The following is a 17633-nucleotide window of genomic DNA, read 5'->3' as shown; positions in this document are numbered from 1 at the left end:
TAACAGTGTTCCGATCCTTATTCACTGCACGGGACAAGCATTTCAATGTGCTGCGGCAGGACTTGAATCACAGCGGGTGTATGAGTATAGATTTCTCCATCTGTATCCGCCTTTTGGGCGGTGTCTGTTTCAATTTCGATCCGGGCGGCTTGGATATAGGACAGCTCTCCGGTAAACCGGTCAATTGTGCCCTGTTCCATGCTCATCAGCTCCCGCAATGCGGAGAGATTGGTGCTGCGGCAAATGAGGATATCGAGTAAGCCGTCTTCTATACTGGCATTCGGCAGGGGAATTCGGTTCGTTCCAATGTATTGTCCGTTCATCACAAGCAGCATAACGGCGTCTTCTTTCATTTCTTTTCCATCAATTCTTAACGTCATCGGGAACGATTCAGCAGCTGAGACGGTTTTTAATGCACTTGTAAAATAGCTGATTTTTCCAAATAATGCTTTGGCCGTTTCGTTGATTTGATTCGACGTTTCTGTAATCAGGCCGATTCCCCAGAAATTTAAAAAATAATGCTCGTTCATTTGACATACATCTACGCTCGTTTTTGTTCCTGACAGAAGTGCTTCCGCCGCTTTTGCGAGATTTTGAGGGATGCCCAGCACTCTTGAAAAGTCATTGCACGTGCCGCCGGGCAAAATTCCGACAGCGGGTTTTCTTTCTAAAGCGCTGATGCCGTTAATGCATTGATGGACTGTGCCGTCGCCGCCGAGAATAAAGACGGTGTCGACAGAACCATCAATGGATTGGCAAAAATGAAACGCATCATCCTTATTCTTTGTTTGTCTAATGATCACCTCATCTAAATGTTGTGATAAGACCGGCACCACAGCTCCTAATGCTTTTTCTATATGTTTGTTGCCGGCATTTCCGTTATAAATCAGTAATGCTTTCCGATGGCTCATACAAAACTGCTCCTTTATTTTACATCTGGTTATATCATCCCCTTTTTCTGTAAGCTGTAAACAAATAGAAAAGTGTACGGCCAAGCAATGTCATTTGCCGATATAGACGTTTCCTTGCTATGATAAGAACAGATGATAAAAAAGGAGAGGTCTTCATTGAACATGGACTTTAATTTATTTATGAATGATATTGTCCGCCAAGCGAGACAAGAAATAACAGCTGCCGGATACACTGAGCTGAAAACAGCTGAAGAGGTGGATGAGACACTTGCGAAAAAAGGAACGACGTTAGTCATGGTAAACTCTGTTTGCGGATGTGCCGGAGGAATTGCAAGACCGGCCGCATACCATTCCGTTCACTATGATAAAAGACCTGATCACCTCGTCACCGTCTTTGCCGGACAGGATAAAGAAGCGACAGCGCGAGCGCGTGACTATTTTGAAGGATATCCGCCATCTTCCCCATCCTTTGCGATTTTGAAAGACGGAAAAATCATGAAAATGGTCGAGCGCCATGAAATTGAAGGCCATGAGCCGATGGCAGTTGTGGCAAAGCTGCAAGAAGCCTTTGAAGAATATTGTGAAGAAGTATAAGACGAAAAACCCGGGTGCCTAAGTGGCTCGGGTTTTTTCATGCATAAAATACCCAGAAGATATGAATAATTATTAAGGGATTATTCAATTAGATTGTACAGTTAATCTATTTTCCTTAAGTAATATCAAAAAGATATCGTTGGAAAAATAAGCTTAAAGATAATTTTTAAAAATACTATTGCATAAAAATAAGAAACTGTTTAAAATACAAATTAACGAATAAATATTCAAATACACTAAAAGTAATGAATATGGGGGAAATGGATCATGAAAAAATGGCTCTTATTACTTGTAGCTGCCTGCATCACTTTAGCACTATCCGCTTGCGGCTCAAGCAATTCAGGTTCAGAAGGCGGCAAGAAAAAATTAATTATGGGAACTTCGGCGGATTACAAACCGTTTGAATATAAAGAAGGCGATCAAATTGTCGGCTTTGATGTAGATTTGGCAAAAGCGCTGGCGAAGAAGACGGGCTACGAAATTGAAGTGCAGGATATGGATTTCAACAGCTTAATCACAGCGCTGAAATCAAAACAGGTGGATCTGGTTCTGTCAGGAATGACTCCGACGCCTGATCGTAAAAAACAAGTTGATTTTTCCGATGTGTACTATACAGCGAACCATATGATTGTCAGCAAAAAAGACAGCGGCATTCAATCTCTGAAAGACCTGAAAGGAAAGACAGTCGGCGTTCAGCTTGGCTCTATTCAGGAAGAGAAGGGGAAAGAGCTTTCTCCGGAATATGGTTTTAAAACAGAAGACCGCAACAGAATTTCTGATTTGGTGCAGGAAATCAAATCAGATCGCTTTGAAGCCGCGATTATCGAAGACATGGTAGCAGAAGGGTATTTCGAGTCAAACGACGACCTGCAAGGCTTCGTGATTCCTGATGCCAAAGCGGAGGAAGCCGGTTCAGCGATTGCTTTCAGAAAGGACAGTGAACTGACAGACAAATTCAATAAAGCGCTCAAGGAAATGGAAGATAACGGAGAGCTTGAGAATTTGAAGAAAAAATGGTTCACTGGCGAGAAGTAAGAAAAGCGGCTCAACTTTTTCGTTGAGCCTTTTTATTGAATAGGAAATCTTTTTTCCTGTAAGAAAAGGAGACAAAGACTATGAATTTGGATTTTTCAGCAACGATCCCCCAAATTCCTTTTATATTAGAAGGTTTGGCAATTACTTTGAAAATTGTCGTTGTATCAGCCATTATCGGACTTATACTCGGTATTGTGCTAAGCTTATGCAAGATCAGCACGTTCCGCCCGCTTGTCTGGATCGCTGATTTTTACACATCAGTGTTCCGCGGCACGCCTTTAGTGCTGCAGCTTATGATTGTCTATTTCGGGCTTCCTCAGTTGCTCGGATTTCAAATTGACCAGTTTTGGGCAGCAGTTGTCGCATTGTCATTGAATTCCGCCGCTTATGTATCGGAAATTATCAGAGCCGGAATCAACGCCATTGATAAAGGCCAAAGAGAAGCGGCTGTCGCACTGGGGGTTCCGTACGGCAAAATGATGAAGGATCTCCTGTTGCCGCAGGCTTTTAAAAATATATCACCTGCAATTTTGAATGAATTAATTACATTAACAAAAGAATCGGCGATCGTCACTGTTATCGGGCTTGGTGATGTTATGAGACGCGCATATCAAGCTGGCGCCGCCACGTACAATTACCTTGAGCCGCTCATTATCGCCGGATTGATTTATTATGTGCTTGTCCTGATTCTAACGTTTATCGGCAAGGCTGTAGAAAGGAAGCTGAAATCCAATGATTAAGGTTGAACAGCTGTCAAAATCATTTGGGAAACATGAAGTACTAAAAGACATTTCAACAACAATCTCTGAAGGTGAGGTTGTTGCCGTGATCGGCCCTTCAGGCTCAGGCAAATCAACGTTCCTTCGCTGTTTAAACCTGTTGGAAAAACCCAACGGCGGCACCATTACAATCAAAGACAAAGAGATCACGAAGCCGAAAACCAACACATTAAAGGTCCGGGAAAACATCGGGATGGTTTTTCAGCATTTTCATCTCTTTCCGCACAAAACAGTTCTCGAAAATATTATGTACGCGCCTGTCAATGTCAAAAAAGAATCAAAACAGGCTGCGCAGGAAAAAGCCGAAGAGCTGCTCCGTAAAGTCGGTTTGTTTGAAAAGCGAAATGACTATCCAAACCGCTTATCAGGCGGGCAAAAACAGCGTGTCGCCATCGCCCGGGCTCTTGCGATGAATCCGGACATCATGCTGTTTGACGAACCGACCTCTGCACTTGATCCGGAGATGGTCAAAGAAGTGCTCCAGGTGATGAAAGAGCTGGTTGAAACCGGTATGACCATGGTGATTGTCACGCATGAAATGGGCTTCGCAAAAGAAGTGGCAGACCGCGTGCTGTTTATGGATCAGGGAATGATTGTCGAGGACGGCAATCCGAAAGAATTTTTTCTATCGCCAAAATCCAAAAGAGCGCAGGACTTTTTAGAAAAAATATTATAGAATATAGAAAAAAGAAGAAGGCTGGTAGCTTCTTCTTTTTTATTGAAGAAACAAATAGAAATGGAGTCCGACATGTTTAAAATTGGTTACCGCACAATAAAGACAGCGTTTGGAACAGCTTTGGCTATTTATTTAAGCCAGCTATTGCATTTGCAAAACTTCGCATCAGCAGGAATCATCACCATTTTGTGCATTCAAATCACACAAAAACGGTCGCTTCAGGCATCGTGGGCCCGCTTTGCGGCATGCTGTTTGGCAATTCTTTTTTCTTATCTCTTTTTCGAGCTGATTGGCTATCACCCGTTTGTTATCGGAGCGCTCCTTTTGATATTCATCCCGATAACGGTCCTGTTAAAAATTAATGAGGGAATCGTCACAAGTTCCGTTATTATTCTTCATCTGTATATGTCGGGCGGCATAACGCTTGCTTTCATTTGGAATGAAGTTCAATTGATTACGGTTGGTATCGGCGTCGCTCTTTTGATGAACTTGTATATGCCGAGCCTTGACCGAAAGCTGATTGCCTATCGCAAAAAGATAGAGGATAACTTTGCCGTCATTTTCGCAGAAATAGAGCGGTATTTGTTAACTGGTGAGCAAGATTGGACTGGAAAAGAAATTCCGGAAACACATCAGCTCATCACGGAAGCTAAAAATCTGGCATACCGAGATGTGCAAAACCACATTCTGCGCTACGAAAATTTGCATTATCATTATTTTAAAATGAGAGAAAAGCAATTTGAAATTATCGAACGCCTTCTCCCTAAAGTGACTTCTATCTCCATTACGGTAGATCAGGGAAAAATGATCGCAGCATTTATTCACGATTTACGGGAAGCGATACACCCGGGAAATACGGCGCACAAATTTCTGAAAAGGCTTGCCGATATGAGAAAAGAATTTGAGGAGATGCCGCTTCCGGCGACAAGAGAGGAATTTGAAGCGAGAGCCGCTCTCTTCCATCTTCTCGGGGAAATGGAACAATATTTAGTGATTAAAAGTTATTTTAAAGGAATAAAAGCGCAAAAATCACTCGCATGATTCGCATGAGCTCTTCCTTCATTGGTCAACCTAATGAAAAAGGAGGGGCTTATGCGTTTTTTCTTATGTTCGATTTTTATCATGATGATGTCACCGATTTGGCCGCTCGGCGACAATCCGCTGCCGGGTGATCCGTATGTCATTGTCAACAAGAGAACAAACGAACTCGCTGTCATCCTCGACAACAAAGTAGAAGGCGTGTACAGCGTGGCGACCGGAAAAACAGACGATTTAACGCCTGAAGGAGAATTTTCGATAACAGTAAAAGCGGCGAATCCTTACTACAGAAAGAAAAATATTGAAGGGGGATCTCCTGACAATCCGCTTGGAGCAAGATGGCTCGGATTTGACGCGAAAGGGACAGACGGGCGGATTTACGGAATTCATGGGACAAACCGGGATGAATCCGTAGGGAAATTTGTGTCTAACGGCTGTATACGTATGCATAATGATGAAGTCGTTCATTTGTTTCAAACGATTCCGGTGGGTACGAGAGTGTTGATAACGGACGACTCCCGCTCTTTTGAAGAGATTGCCATTGAACATAAAGCTCTGATAAAAAAGCAGGATGTTCCCATTCAATAAGGCTGCCTGCTTTTTTATCATTATAAGAACATGACGATTCCTGAGAGTACAGTTGAAAGAATAAAAACTCCCAAAATCACGATCAAAACGCTTTTCATCAGTTTCTGAGACATGATTTCACTCCTTAGACAATCTGTCTATATTTTAGCGTGTTTTGAGGGGGCGGACAAGTAATATCTATTGGCGGAAAGCAGGGATGAAAATGAACAGGCTTGACCATATCGGGATAGCCGTTTTTTCGATAGAAGAAGCGAGGAGCTTTTATGAAGAAGTATTGGGGCTTGCGTTTCTTCATCAAGAAACGGTTGAAGAGCAAAAGGTGAATGTTGCTTTTTTTCAAGCGGGCAGCGTCAAGCTGGAGCTGATTGAACCGCTGACATCTGACAGCCCCGTCCGTTTCTTTTTGGAGAAGAAAGGGCAGGGGCTGCATCATGTTGCGTTTTTGTGCACCGGTTTATCTGAACAGCTTCAAGTATTGTCTGACCGGCAAGTTCAATTGATCGACAGGTATCCAAGACAGGGAGCAAACGGGAAATGGATCGCTTTTCTTTCACCGCGGGAAACAAACGGCGTTCTTGTAGAGCTTTGCGAGCCGAAAGGAGAAACCAATGAACATGAATGAGCACATTGATCATTTATACACGAGGCGCAGGCAGGCAGAACAAGGCGGAGGACATGAAAAGCTGGCCCAGCAGCGGCAAAAGGGAAAGCTCACAGCACGGGAAAGGATCACATTTCTTCTTGATCAGGGCAGCTTTATCGAGCTGCATCCCTTCATGGAAAGCCAAGCGCTAACAAGAGAACAGCGCATTTTAGGTGATGGGGTCGTAACAGGGTACGGCACAATTGACGACCGCTCTGTATATGTATTTGCGCAGGACTTCACAGTGTTCGGCGGGGCCCTTGGCGAAACCCACGCCAAAAAAATCTGCGCTCTGATGGATCTGGCGGCAAAAAATAAGGCGCCGATTATCGGGCTGAATGACTCAGGTGGTGCGAGAATTCAAGAGGGTGTGGTATCATTAGATGGATACGGTCACATATTTTACCGAAACGTCTTATATTCAGGAGTCATTCCGCAAATATCGGTTATTTTAGGGCCATGCGCTGGAGGCGCTGTATATTCTCCGGCCCTCACAGATTTTATCTTTATGGCTGAACAGACCGGCCGGATGTTTATTACCGGGCCGAAGGTGATTGAAAAAGTGACAGGAGAACAGGTAGATGCGGAGAGCTTAGGCGGAGCGGGGATACATAATGCCGTCAGCGGGAACGCCCACTTTTCCGGACATACGGAGAAGGAGGTTCTGACAGGGGTGAAAAAACTGCTGTCTTATTTGCCGCTGAATGGCCAGACAACAGTGCCGCAGCCAGAGAAAGAGGTCTCAAGGCCGTTATTAAACCGTCTCGTGCCCGCTGACACGACAAAGCCGTATGATGTGCGGACGGTGATTAAAGAGCTGGCAGATCCGCAGTCTTTTTTTGAAATTCAGCCGTTTTTTGCGAAAAACATTGTCATCGGGTTTGCAAGGCTGGGTGAAAAAACAATCGGCATCGTTGCGAGCCAGCCGAAGCATCTGGCGGGCAGCCTGACGATTGATGCTGCTGATAAAGCGGCAAGGTTCATCCGTTTTTGTGACGTATTTGATATCCCGCTGTTAACTGTCGAGGATGTGCCGGGATTTCTTCCTGGTATTCAGCAGGAGCATAACGGAATTATCAGGCACGGCGCAAAATTATTGTATGCCTATGCAGAAGCGACCGTCCCAAAAGTCACGCTCATTATCAGAAAAGCGTACGGCGGCGCCTATGTGGCCATGAACAGCAAAGCGATCGGAGCGGACCTTGTGTTTGCATGGCCGAATGCTGAAATCGCAGTGATGGGTTCAGAAGGCGCGGCTTCGATTTTGTATGAAAAGGACATAAAAACTTCGGCAGACCCGGAAAAGACAAAACGTGAAAAAACAGCTGAATACAAAAAGCAAAACGCCGGCCCGTACAAAGCGGCGGCCTGCGGAATGGTCGATGACATCATTTTGCCTGAAGAATCTAGGAAAAGGCTGATTCAAGCCTTTTACATGCTTGCACATAAGACAGAAGAGAGGCCGAAAAAAAAGCACGGTAACATACCGCTATAATATGGAGGGACTTACAAATGGTGAATGAAAAACGCCTGCTGGAAGAATTTTTAGAGCTTGTCCAAATTGACTCAGAAACAAAACACGAAGCAGAAATCTGCAAAGTGCTGAAACGAAAATTTTCTGATTTAGGTGTGGATGTAAAAGAAGACGATACAATGGATATCACTGGTCATGGAGCCGGAAACCTGATCTGCACATTAAAAGGGACAAAACAAGCAGATACGATATACTTTACATCTCATATGGACACAGTTGTACCCGGAAACGGCGTAAAACCGGTTGTTGAAGAAGGCTATGTCAAAACAGACGGCACAACGATTTTAGGCGCCGATGATAAAGCGGGGCTGGCTGCAATGTTTGAAGCGATTAAAGTGCTGAAAGAAGAAAACATTGAGCACGGCACGATTGAATTCATCATCACAGTAGGTGAGGAATCAGGCCTGATCGGAGCGAAGGCGCTTGACCGTTCTATGATCACGGCATCCTACGGCTATGCCCTTGACTCAGACGGAAAAGTCGGGAATATCATTGTGGCCGCGCCGACACAGGCGAAGGTAAGAGCGGCCATTTACGGGAAAACCGCACATGCCGGGGTTGAACCTGAAAAAGGCATTTCTGCCATTACAATTGCTAGCAAAGCCATTTCAAAAATGCCATTAGGCCGCATCGATAAAGAAACAACAGCAAACATCGGCCGGTTTGAAGGCGGCACACAAACAAATATTGTGTGCGATGAAGTCCATATTCTTGCGGAAGCACGTTCTTTAGTTCCTGAGAAAATGGAAGCTCAGGTTCAAAAAATGAAAGCTGCTTTTGAAACGGCCGCTGCTGATATGGGCGGACGCGCGGAAGTCGAAATTGAAGTGATGTATCCGGGCTTCAAATATCAAGACGGCGACCAAGTGGTTGAAATCGCGAAGAAAGCGGCAGCTAAAATCGGGCGCCCGAGCGAGCTGCAAACAAGCGGCGGCGGAAGCGACGCGAACGTGATTGCAGGTCATGGCATTCCGACGGTCAACCTTGCTGTCGGTTATGAGCAAATTCATACAAAAAATGAAAAAATGCCGATTGAAGAACTCGTTAAAACCGCGGAAATGGTTGTTGCCATTATTGAAGAGGCGGCGAAATAAAAAAGGAAAACCCGAGCGGACTAGTACCGCATCGGGTTTTTTTGCATTCAGCTCCATTGCCTAAGCGGCCAAAATAACACGTCCTGTTTTTTAGCGAAATGAAGCAATGGATCTGACGCTGGCAATGCGATGTTGTGAGCATCAGCCACCGTATTGACGGAAAACTCGGCCTCAGCATGTTGCAGCAGCCAAGGATGATGATGAATGTCTTCGAAATAGAGCTTGTTGCGATAAGTGGTGTAGAGTCTGTATCGTTCTGTCAGCCAATAATCGAGAGAACCCTCTTCCGCTGTAAAAGGAGCTGAAATGGGCCGGTATGCGGCGCGGAATGCTGCTTCTCCGTCGCCTCTCCGCTTGCAGACATAGTCAATGCCATCACCACTTTTTTCAGCTTTCATATCCGCGTAAAAATAAGGTAAATGAAAGAACGTGCGAGCGCCCATGACCGCCAGCCGATGATCAGCATCTAAGCTGAAAAAATAAATGCCGGGCTTGCCTTTATATGTGACATAGGTGCGGAAGTTAAGCTCAGGAAATGCACGCGCACCGGGAAGGGCAGGAAGAAATCAGGCCCTCAAGTTCGTGAGCATAAAGGGAAGCAAGCTGACCCAAGCTTGCCCGTTATATGTATCTAATTCTAAAACTGGCGGTACTAAAGGGCGAAGGATAGAAACATCAACAGGCCAGCGGGCTTATAAGACATCATTCCAGGTTTGTCTCATGATCCACATTCCCACAGGCACAGACATATTATTTTGCTGAAAGCGTTCCGTCACGTATATGCTCCTTTCAGTGGGTGTGACTAAAGGTATTTCCGCTTTCCTTCTTTTTAAACGATATGGCTGTTTTGTTAGGATGGCCATTTTTGCATCAGCCTTGAAAGAAAAGGGTGCGGTGAAACAAAAAACAACCCCGGCTTTTCGCTCGGGGTTGTTTCATTATTTCACCGGCTCAGTAAGAGCAGCTGCTTTTTTCGTTTTATGGTGTGTCATCTGAAGGACGATGTTTTGCACTGTCAGGAACAGCCCGCTTGTGAACCAGTACAGCGGAAGGGCTGCAGGAACATTAAGCGAGAAAATTGTCATCATCACAGGGAAAATGAACACCATCAGTTTGGCTGATTGCTGAGCTGCAGGGTTTTGCGGAACAGCGGAATATTTCGCGCTCAGTTTTTGAGCGACATAAGCCTGAACAAAGTACATAACTCCTGCACTAAGAGACACGAGAATGTCAGATTGTCCTAAACTGAACCATAAAAACGAGTGTGACGCAATTTCAGGTGTAGAGCGAATCGCGTAATAAAACCCAATCAAAATAGGAAACTGAATCAGCATTGGGAGACATCCCATGGCAAGCGGATTGATATTGTGCTCCTGATACAGCTTCATCATTTTCGTTTGCAGTTCTTTTTGCTGTTCTGGGTCCTTCGTCTTTTTCAATTTGTCCTGAATGCTGTCAACCTGAGGTTTAATAACCGCCATTTTCTCTTGGAACAAACGCTGTTTTTTAAACTGATTGACAAACAAAGGCAGTACAACCACACGCACAATAATGGTTACGAGAATAATAGACAGTCCGTATTCTCCATGAAACAGTCCGGCAACACCTTTAAGCAGAGCGGAAAACGGTTCGATTAAATAGTCGTGGAAAAAACCGACGTTGCTGAGGCCTCCCACCTGATTCGTCGCCGCAAACGCTGCGTTGCCCGAGCATAATACGATCAAAAAGATACCTACAGCCAAAAGTTTTTGATATGTTTTTAACAATTTGTTCTCCTCCTTTTTATAAATGCGGTTTATAAAAGAAGGGAACTGGCGTCTTCATCATCGTTCACAGGCGAATTCATGCGGAAGACTTTACGTATCCAAGTTGTAATGCGATGATATATAATAATGAGAAAGTCTGTTCGGTTTATTTGAAAGACCGTCTGATGTTCGTCTGCTCGTTTTGATTTCCATTGCTCGCCAGCACGGCATTCTCGTAAAAGAAACGCAATCCCGATTGCTGTCAGAGCCGGAAGAATAATTGTGAAAAAATCGACTAAGAATAAAACGTCATTTATCGATTCCACAAACATTGTCATCACATCCATTCAATACCTTCATTTTACTATATGTACAAGCCGTTGTCTAATGAACGAAAAGGAGATTTATTTATGCAGGGAAAGGGCCGAATTATTTTCCATATTGATATGAATAGCTTCTATGCATCGGTGGAAATGGCATATGATCCGGCTCTTCGGGGGAAGCCGATCGCAGTTGCCGGAAATGTAAAGGAGCGAAAGGGCATCGTGGTGACATGCAGCTACGAAGCAAGAGCGCGCGGCGTTAAAACAACGATGCCGGTTTGGGAAGCGAAGCGCAATTGTCCTGAGCTAATCGTGCTTCCGCCGAACTTTGACCGCTATAGAAACTCTTCAAGAGCGATGTTTAACATTCTCCGTGAATATACTGACCTGGTGGAGCCTGTCTCCATCGACGAAGGCTATATGGATATGACCGATACACCATACAGCAGCCGCGCTCTGGAGACGGCAAAAGAAATCCAAAGCAGGCTGCAAAAAGAGCTGCTGCTTCCGTCAAGCATAGGGATCGCGCCGAATAAATTTCTCGCTAAGATGGGGTCTGATATGAAAAAACCGCTCGGCATCACGATTTTAAGAAAGAGGCAAGTGCCTGATATCCTTTGGCCGCTTCCTGTTGGAGAGATGCACGGAGTCGGCAAAAAGACAGCGGAAAAGCTGAAGGGACTCGGCATTCATACGATTGGAGAGTTAGCTGCAGCTGATGAACACTCGCTGAAACGCCTGCTTGGCATCAACGGCCCGCGCCTTAAACATAAAGCAAACGGCATTCACCATGCGCCGGTTGACCCGGAGCGCATTTACGAATTTAAAAGCGTCGGCAACTCATCGACACTATCACACGATTCCAGTGATGAAGAAGAGCTGTTAGGCGTTTTCAGAAAGCTTGCCGCTTCCGTGAGTGACCGCTTACAGCGCAAGGAAGTCATGGCTTCGAAGCTTTTTATTATGATTAGATATGCAGATTGGAAAACCATCACGAGAAGCATCACGCTGAAAAATCCGATCGATCAAAAAAGTGAAATAATGAAAGAAGCGGAGCACCTCTTTTTTAAACACTGGAATAAAAATCCTGTCAGGCTGCTTGGCATTACCGGAACCGATTTAGTAGAAAAAGAACAGGCCTATAAGCAGCTCGATTTGTTCAGTTTTAATGAAGATGCGAAGGATGAGCCCATTCAGCAGATGATGGAAAAGCTGAATGATAGGTACGGATCCAAGCTGATCAGAAAAGGGGCAAGGATAAAAAAGGAGGAGAGCAAAACGAAGGGAACAAGCTTTAATAAAGATTTTTTTCAGGATGAAAAGAAAAGGTGAATAGCTTGAAAAAAAGGGTGAAAGTATGGTAATTTCTTTATTATAAATATCATTTTATTTTAATTTAAATTTTAAAATGATTAAACGTTTGCAGAAGGGACGTTAGAATATGTCAAAACAACAAATCGGAGTTATCGGACTTGCGGTCATGGGTAAAAATCTGGCTTTAAATATCGAGAGCCGGGGATTTTCTGTTTCTGTTTACAACAGATCAAGCAGTAAAACGGAGGAGTTTTTGCAGGAGGCAAAAGGAAAAAATGTTGTTGGCACATACAGCATTGAAGAATTTGTCCAATCCTTGGAAACACCGCGTAAAATCTTATTAATGGTGAAAGCGGGAACTGCAACAGATGCGACAATTCAATCTCTTCTTCCTCATCTAGAAAAGGATGATATTTTAATTGACGGCGGTAATACATACTATAAAGATACACAGCGCCGTAACAAAGAACTTGCAGAAAGCGGCATTCACTTTATCGGAACAGGCGTTTCCGGCGGTGAAGAAGGAGCGCTTAAAGGGCCTTCTATTATGCCTGGAGGACAAAAAGAAGCACATGAGCTTGTGAAGCCGATTCTTGAAGCGATTTCTGCAAAAGTTGACGGAGAACCTTGTACGACATATATCGGTCCAGACGGTGCCGGCCATTATGTGAAAATGGTGCATAACGGAATTGAATACGGAGATATGCAGCTGATCTCTGAATCTTACTTCATTTTGAAACAGGTGCTTGGCCTTTCAGCGGATGAGCTTCATGACATTTTCGCTGAATGGAATAAAGGCGAGCTTGACAGCTACCTGATTGAGATCACGGCTGACATCTTTACGAAAAAAGACGAAGAGACAGGCAAACCGCTTGTTGATGTCATTCTCGATAAAGCAGGACAAAAAGGAACAGGAAAATGGACAAGCCAAAGCGCGCTTGACTTAGGTGTTCCGCTTCCGATTATTACTGAGTCTGTATTCGCGCGCTTTATCTCAGCGATGAAGGAAGAGCGTGTGAAAGCGAGCGGCCTTCTTTCAGGACCTGAAGTGAAGCCTGTTACAGACAATAAAGAAGAGCTGATTGAAGCAGTCAGAAAAGCGCTGTTCATGAGTAAAATCTGTTCTTATGCGCAAGGATTTGCCCAAATGAAAGCAGCTTCTGAAGAATACAACTGGGATCTGAAATACGGCGAAATCGCTATGATCTTCCGCGGCGGCTGCATCATCCGCGCTGCATTCCTTCAGAAGATCAAAGAAGCTTACGATCGCGAACCTGCGCTCGACAACCTGCTTCTTGACAGCTACTTCAAAAATATTGTAGAAAGCTACCAAGGAGCGCTTCGCCAAGTGATTTCACTTGCTGTTGCCCAAGGTGTGCCGGTGCCATCATTCTCAAGCGCATTAGCTTACTATGACAGCTACCGCACAGCTGTACTCCCTGCAAACTTAATTCAGGCGCAGCGTGACTACTTTGGCGCCCATACTTATGAGCGTACAGATAAAGAAGGTATCTTCCATACTGAATGGATGAAGTAATAGAAAACCCCCGAAGCCCTTAGGGCTTCGGGGGTTTTTGGTTATTGAATGAACGTTGACAGCCGCAAAAAAAGCCGAAAATGCGCTACAGCATTTTCGGCTTTTTCTGTATTATATATTCCACCAGTTCAAGCCGTCTTTCGCCAAAAGATCATCTGATTCTTTCGGTCCCATAGAGCCTGACTCATAGTTTGGAGATAGGGTCTTGTTTGCTGCCCATGTTTCAGAAATGGCGTCGACAAAACTCCAAGACAAGGCAACTTCATCCCAGTGTGCAAAGTTTGTGGCATCACCCAGAAGACAGTCGTGAATCAATTTTTCATATGCTTCAGGGGTGTTCATCTCATCATTGCAATTGCTGCAGTAATCCAGTTTGATTGGCTGCGCGTGTGCTGCTCCGCCGAGCTTTTTAGCGTTTAAGTAAAGCGTAATGCCTTCGTCAGGCTGAATATGGATCACGAGCAAGTTTGGATTCATGTTGTTTTCATTGCCGTAGTACAGGTTCATCGGAATGTCCTTAAATTGAACGACGATTTTCGTGGACTTTTCTTTCATTCGTTTTCCGGTGCGGATATAGAATGGAACACCAGCCCATCTGAAGTTGTCGATCAAGAGCTTTCCTGAAACAAAGGTTTCTGTATTTGAGTCAGGAGCGACATTATCTTCATCCGTATAAGCAGGGACCATCACACCGTCAATTTCACCGGCTTGATATTGTCCGCGTACAAAATACTCATCTACTTCGTCTTTTGCAACAGGGCGCAGTGCTCTCAGCACCTTCACTTTTTCGCTGCGGATTTCTTCTGTGTTCAATTTGATCGGCGGCTCCATTGCAAGAAGGGCAACCATTTGCATGATATGGTTTTGCACCATGTCGCGCAGGGCGCCAGATTTTTCGTAATATCTCGCACGGTCTTCGACGCCAAGTGATTCGCTAGATGTGATTTGAATATTTGAGATGTAGCGGTTCGTCCAAAGCGGTTCGAAAATCGCATTGGCAAATCGAATCACTTCAATGTTCTGAACCATTTGTTTGCCTAGGTAATGGTCGATTCTGTAAATTTGATCTTCTGTAAACGCTTCGCGGATTTCTTTGTTCAACGCCTGTGCGCTTGGCAGATCATGGCCGAACGGCTTTTCAATGACAAGGCGGGACCAGCCTGTTGTTGCTGTCACACCTTCTGATTTTAATGTTTTTGCAATTGTCCCGAAGAATTCAGGAGCCATTGCCAAGTAGAACATTCTGTTGTTCGGAATTTGATATGTATCTTCCAGCTGGTTAAGCAATACGTTAAGCTCTTGATAAGAGCCAGGATTTGTCACGTCGAACGGGTGATAGTAAAAATGAGACGTGAAATCATCTATATGTTTATCTGCAGATGAGGAAATGGATGTTTTAACCGTTTGGCGAAGATCCTCATTAGACCAAGGTCTTCTTCCAACTCCTACTACTGCAAACTCTTCTCCGATTTGTCCGTTTTGATATAAACGGTGGATAGACGGATACAGTTTTCGTTTTGCTAAATCTCCCGTTGCGCCGAATATGACAATTACTGCTTTTGGTTGTTGGTTTGTTTTCACTAAAAGTACCTCACTTTATTCGAAGCTTTATTTTAGTACACCCCGTATATTTTCTTCATTTTAAATCTAAAATTGAACGAAAGCAAACATTTCAGCCCCTTTTTTTGCAGAATACCGTAAAAATGTCTCTAGAACAAAAGGATTGTTCCTTTCAGAGGCAAGATTCACATTTTACGCATGATCCTGTATTCTTGTAGGTAACTAGTTCTAGTAGGAGGAAGGAAATGTGGAATTACTTTTTTTAGGGACGGGAGCCGGCATTCCCGCTAAGGCGAGAAACGTAACGTCGGTGGCGTTAAAATTGCTTGAAGAAAGACGTTCGGTATGGCTGTTTGACTGCGGGGAAGCCACACAGCATCAAATTTTACATACCACGATTAAACCGCGTAAAATCGAAAAAATCTTCATTACCCACATGCACGGCGATCATGTATACGGACTTCCAGGGCTTCTGGGGAGCCGTTCTTTTCAAGGGGGAGAGGACGAGCTGACGGTGTACGGACCTAAAGGGATCAAGGCGTTTATTGAAACAAGCCATGCCGTCACGAAAACCCATCTGACATATCCGCTTATGATCAAGGAAATCGAAGAAGGAATCGTGTTTGAAGACGAGCAGTTTATGGTCACGGCCGTATCTGTTATTCATGGAGTGGAAGCTTTCGGATACCGTGTGCAGGAAAAAGATGTGCCTGGTTCCTTAAAGGCGGATTTATTAAAGGAAATGAACATCCCGCCCGGGCCTGTGTATCAAAAAATCAAAAAAGGCGAAACGGTAACGCTTGATGACGGGCGCATCATCAATGGAAATGATTTTCTGGAGCCTCCTAAGAAGGGAAGGGCTGTGGTATTTTCCGGAGATACGAGAGTAAGTGATAAGCTAAAAGACCTTGCAAGAGATTGTGATGTGCTTGTTCATGAAGCGACCTTTGCTAAGGAAGATCGGAAGCTTGCTTATGATTATTTTCACAGTACAACGGAACAAGCGGCCGTAACAGCGAAAGAAGCGGGGGCGAAGAAGCTCATTTTAACCCATATCAGCGCCAGATATCAGGGAGATGCCTCTCTGGAGCTTCAGAAAGAAGCGGATGACGTTTTCCCGAACAGCGTAGCGGCTTATGATTTCTTAGAGGTAAACGTCCCCCGGGGCTGAGGCCAAGAGCTCTTATTTGACAATTTGTAATTATGTTGTATAATAAAACGTAATCATTACGTTTTATAAGGAGATGTTAATATGAGAGTCAATGTTACTTTAGCCTGCACTGAAACGGGAGACCGGAATTACATCACAACAAAAAACAAACGCACCAACCCAGACCGTTTAGAGCTGAAAAAATATTCACCGCGTTTAAAGAAATATACCCTTCATCGTGAAACGAAATAATAGAAAAGAAGACCGGGCGTCCATACCCGGTCTTCTTTTATGTTAATTGACTGCCTGATAAAGTGGAGCAGCCTGCTGGCACGCTGCACACCATACATCATAAATAGCCAAATGAACGATATGAGGTTCATCATGATGGATGTTGTGAGAGCTGTTTTTAGCTTGAATCCAGCCGCTTTGATGAGATAGAGACAATATGCTGCTGTGCATGTTTAGCCACTCCTGTTCAGCGGTGAATTTCTTAGTCCGTTCACCCGATGACAACACAAGGAGAGGCATGTTTCCCAAATGGACTTGCTTCCGTTTGAGCTCCTGCAGGCTTCTTGAAAATTCTGCATGTGTGCCCTCAAGCATCATCTTTCTTGTATCAGCATTGTGCATTTCTTCAGGAATAAAGGAGCAGCTTGCACAATCTCCTAAAGCTGGATCAAGGAGAACCATGCCGATAATATCTCGCTTGTTTTTGCAAGCCCATAAACCGGTGATGACAGCTCCATATGAATGTGAAACAGCCAGATAAGGAGGTTTTACATCTGCTGCTTTAAGCAAACTCTCCAATTCTTCCCCTTTTTGTTCAGCTGTTCGTTTAGCGCTGCTTTGTCCGCTTTTTCCAATTCCCGCCCGATCATATGTAAAAATGCCAAATTCATCATCAATGTCCGCTATTAATGGGTTCCACGTCTCAGAAGAAGTACCGTAGCCGGCCTCAAAGACAATCGTTACACCGCTTGATCCTCTCCGGTGCTGTGTATGAAACGCACATCCGTCAATTGTATATGTCTTTTCCATCCAAGCTGAGTTCATTGGAGTCATCTCCTCTAATTGGTTCTACTAGGGAGACGGAGAACCTGAGCTGATCG

The 17633-nt window shown here is 44.4% G+C and carries 19 protein-coding genes and 1 pseudogene; 13 read left to right on the top strand and 7 right to left on the bottom strand.

The window, feature by feature from the left end:
- Positions 1-17 precede the first annotated feature (17 nt).
- Positions 18-911, bottom strand: coding sequence for a YegS/Rv2252/BmrU family lipid kinase (locus ABZM97_RS12310; RefSeq protein WP_087990647.1), 894 nt, complete (start codon positions 909-911; stop codon positions 18-20).
- 156 nt (positions 912-1067) lie between these two features.
- Between ABZM97_RS12310 and brxB the strand changes: the two genes are divergently transcribed.
- From brxB to ABZM97_RS12280, 6 genes are all read left to right on the top strand, one after another.
- The gene (brxB, locus tag ABZM97_RS12305; protein WP_087990646.1) at positions 1068-1505 is read left to right on the top strand and encodes a bacilliredoxin BrxB; all 438 of its coding nucleotides are present in this window, start codon (positions 1068-1070) and stop codon (positions 1503-1505) included.
- Between the two features lie 267 nt (positions 1506-1772).
- Positions 1773-2540 carry an arginine ABC transporter substrate-binding protein ArtP gene (artP, locus tag ABZM97_RS12300; RefSeq protein ID WP_087990645.1) on the top strand — a complete coding sequence of 256 codons (768 nt, stop codon included), beginning with the start codon at positions 1773-1775 and terminating at the stop codon, positions 2538-2540.
- Positions 2541-2620: 80 nt separating this feature from the next.
- Complete coding sequence (gene artQ, locus ABZM97_RS12295; RefSeq protein ID WP_087990644.1) at positions 2621-3280, top strand: arginine ABC transporter permease ArtQ; 660 nt, start codon at positions 2621-2623, stop codon at positions 3278-3280.
- Positions 3273-3995: an arginine ABC transporter ATP-binding protein ArtR gene (artR, locus tag ABZM97_RS12290; protein WP_087990643.1), complete on the top strand. Its 723-nt coding sequence runs from the start codon at positions 3273-3275 to the stop codon at positions 3993-3995. Before artQ ends, artR begins: the two co-directional genes overlap by 8 nt.
- Before the next feature lie 72 nt (positions 3996-4067).
- Positions 4068-5036: an aromatic acid exporter family protein gene (locus ABZM97_RS12285; RefSeq protein ID WP_202327274.1), complete on the top strand. Its 969-nt coding sequence runs from the start codon at positions 4068-4070 to the stop codon at positions 5034-5036.
- A 51-nt stretch (positions 5037-5087) separates the two neighbouring features.
- Complete coding sequence (locus ABZM97_RS12280; protein ID WP_087990641.1) at positions 5088-5621, top strand: L,D-transpeptidase; 534 nt, start codon at positions 5088-5090, stop codon at positions 5619-5621.
- A gap of 20 nt (positions 5622-5641) precedes the next feature.
- Here the strand turns inward: ABZM97_RS12280 and prli42 are convergent, their stop codons facing one another.
- Positions 5642-5734, bottom strand: coding sequence for a stressosome-associated protein Prli42 (gene prli42, locus ABZM97_RS12275; RefSeq protein ID WP_003226489.1), 93 nt, complete (start codon positions 5732-5734; stop codon positions 5642-5644).
- 89 nt (positions 5735-5823) lie between these two features.
- Between prli42 and mce the strand changes: the two genes are divergently transcribed.
- The 3 genes from mce to ABZM97_RS12260 are packed head-to-tail and all read left to right on the top strand — an operon-like array spanning position 5824 to position 8892.
- Positions 5824-6243: a methylmalonyl-CoA epimerase gene (mce, locus tag ABZM97_RS12270; RefSeq protein WP_253269164.1), complete on the top strand. Its 420-nt coding sequence runs from the start codon at positions 5824-5826 to the stop codon at positions 6241-6243.
- Positions 6236-7759 (top strand): acyl-CoA carboxylase subunit beta, encoded by a 1524-nt coding sequence (locus ABZM97_RS12265; protein WP_253269163.1) that lies wholly within the window; start codon positions 6236-6238, stop codon positions 7757-7759. The genes mce and ABZM97_RS12265 overlap by 8 nt, the downstream gene beginning before the upstream one ends.
- A 17-nt stretch (positions 7760-7776) precedes the next feature.
- Positions 7777-8892 carry a tripeptidase T gene (locus ABZM97_RS12260; RefSeq protein ID WP_087990640.1) on the top strand — a complete coding sequence of 372 codons (1116 nt, stop codon included), beginning with the start codon at positions 7777-7779 and terminating at the stop codon, positions 8890-8892.
- A 47-nt stretch (positions 8893-8939) separates the two neighbouring features.
- Here the strand turns inward: ABZM97_RS12260 and ABZM97_RS12255 are convergent.
- From ABZM97_RS12255 to mifM, 3 genes and pseudogenes are all read right to left on the bottom strand, one after another.
- Positions 8940-9668: pseudogene (locus ABZM97_RS12255) on the bottom strand (YqjF family protein).
- A 162-nt stretch (positions 9669-9830) separates the two neighbouring features.
- Positions 9831-10658, bottom strand: coding sequence for a membrane protein insertase YidC (locus tag ABZM97_RS12250; protein WP_253268410.1), 828 nt, complete (start codon positions 10656-10658; stop codon positions 9831-9833).
- A 29-nt stretch (positions 10659-10687) separates the two neighbouring features.
- Complete coding sequence (gene mifM / locus ABZM97_RS12245) at positions 10688-10975, bottom strand: membrane protein insertion/folding monitor MifM (protein WP_087990811.1); 288 nt, start codon at positions 10973-10975, stop codon at positions 10688-10690.
- A 72-nt stretch (positions 10976-11047) separates the two neighbouring features.
- Between mifM and ABZM97_RS12240 the strand changes: the two genes are divergently transcribed.
- Positions 11048-12292: a DNA polymerase IV gene (locus tag ABZM97_RS12240; RefSeq protein ID WP_087990638.1), complete on the top strand. Its 1245-nt coding sequence runs from the start codon at positions 11048-11050 to the stop codon at positions 12290-12292.
- 109 nt (positions 12293-12401) lie between these two features.
- On the top strand, positions 12402-13811 hold the full coding sequence (gene gndA, locus ABZM97_RS12235) for an NADP-dependent phosphogluconate dehydrogenase (RefSeq protein ID WP_087990637.1): 1410 nt from the start codon (positions 12402-12404) through the stop codon (positions 13809-13811).
- Between the two features lie 111 nt (positions 13812-13922).
- Here the strand turns inward: gndA and zwf are convergent, their stop codons facing one another.
- Positions 13923-15392, bottom strand: coding sequence for a glucose-6-phosphate dehydrogenase (gene zwf, locus ABZM97_RS12230; RefSeq protein ID WP_087990636.1), 1470 nt, complete (start codon positions 15390-15392; stop codon positions 13923-13925).
- A 226-nt stretch (positions 15393-15618) separates the two neighbouring features.
- Here zwf and rnz point away from each other — a divergent pair, with 226 nt between their 5' ends.
- Positions 15619-16542, top strand: a complete 924-nt coding sequence (gene rnz, locus ABZM97_RS12225; protein ID WP_087990635.1) for a ribonuclease Z — start codon at positions 15619-15621, stop codon at positions 16540-16542.
- Positions 16543-16623: 81 nt separating this feature from the next.
- Positions 16624-16773 carry a 50S ribosomal protein L33 gene (gene rpmG, locus ABZM97_RS12220; protein WP_003226511.1) on the top strand — a complete coding sequence of 50 codons (150 nt, stop codon included), beginning with the start codon at positions 16624-16626 and terminating at the stop codon, positions 16771-16773.
- A 42-nt stretch (positions 16774-16815) separates the two neighbouring features.
- Here rpmG and ABZM97_RS12215 read toward each other — a convergent pair whose 3' ends face one another.
- Positions 16816-17577: an alpha/beta fold hydrolase gene (locus ABZM97_RS12215; RefSeq protein ID WP_087990634.1), complete on the bottom strand. Its 762-nt coding sequence runs from the start codon at positions 17575-17577 to the stop codon at positions 16816-16818.
- Positions 17578-17633: the final 56 nt, after the last annotated feature.

Origin of the sequence: Bacillus vallismortis (assembly GCF_040784915.1) — a bacterium.
Lineage (GTDB): Bacteria > Bacillota > Bacilli > Bacillales > Bacillaceae > Bacillus > Bacillus subtilis_G.
Note: the sequence above shows the minus strand (reverse complement) of the source record. Positions and strands in the feature narration are given on the sequence as shown.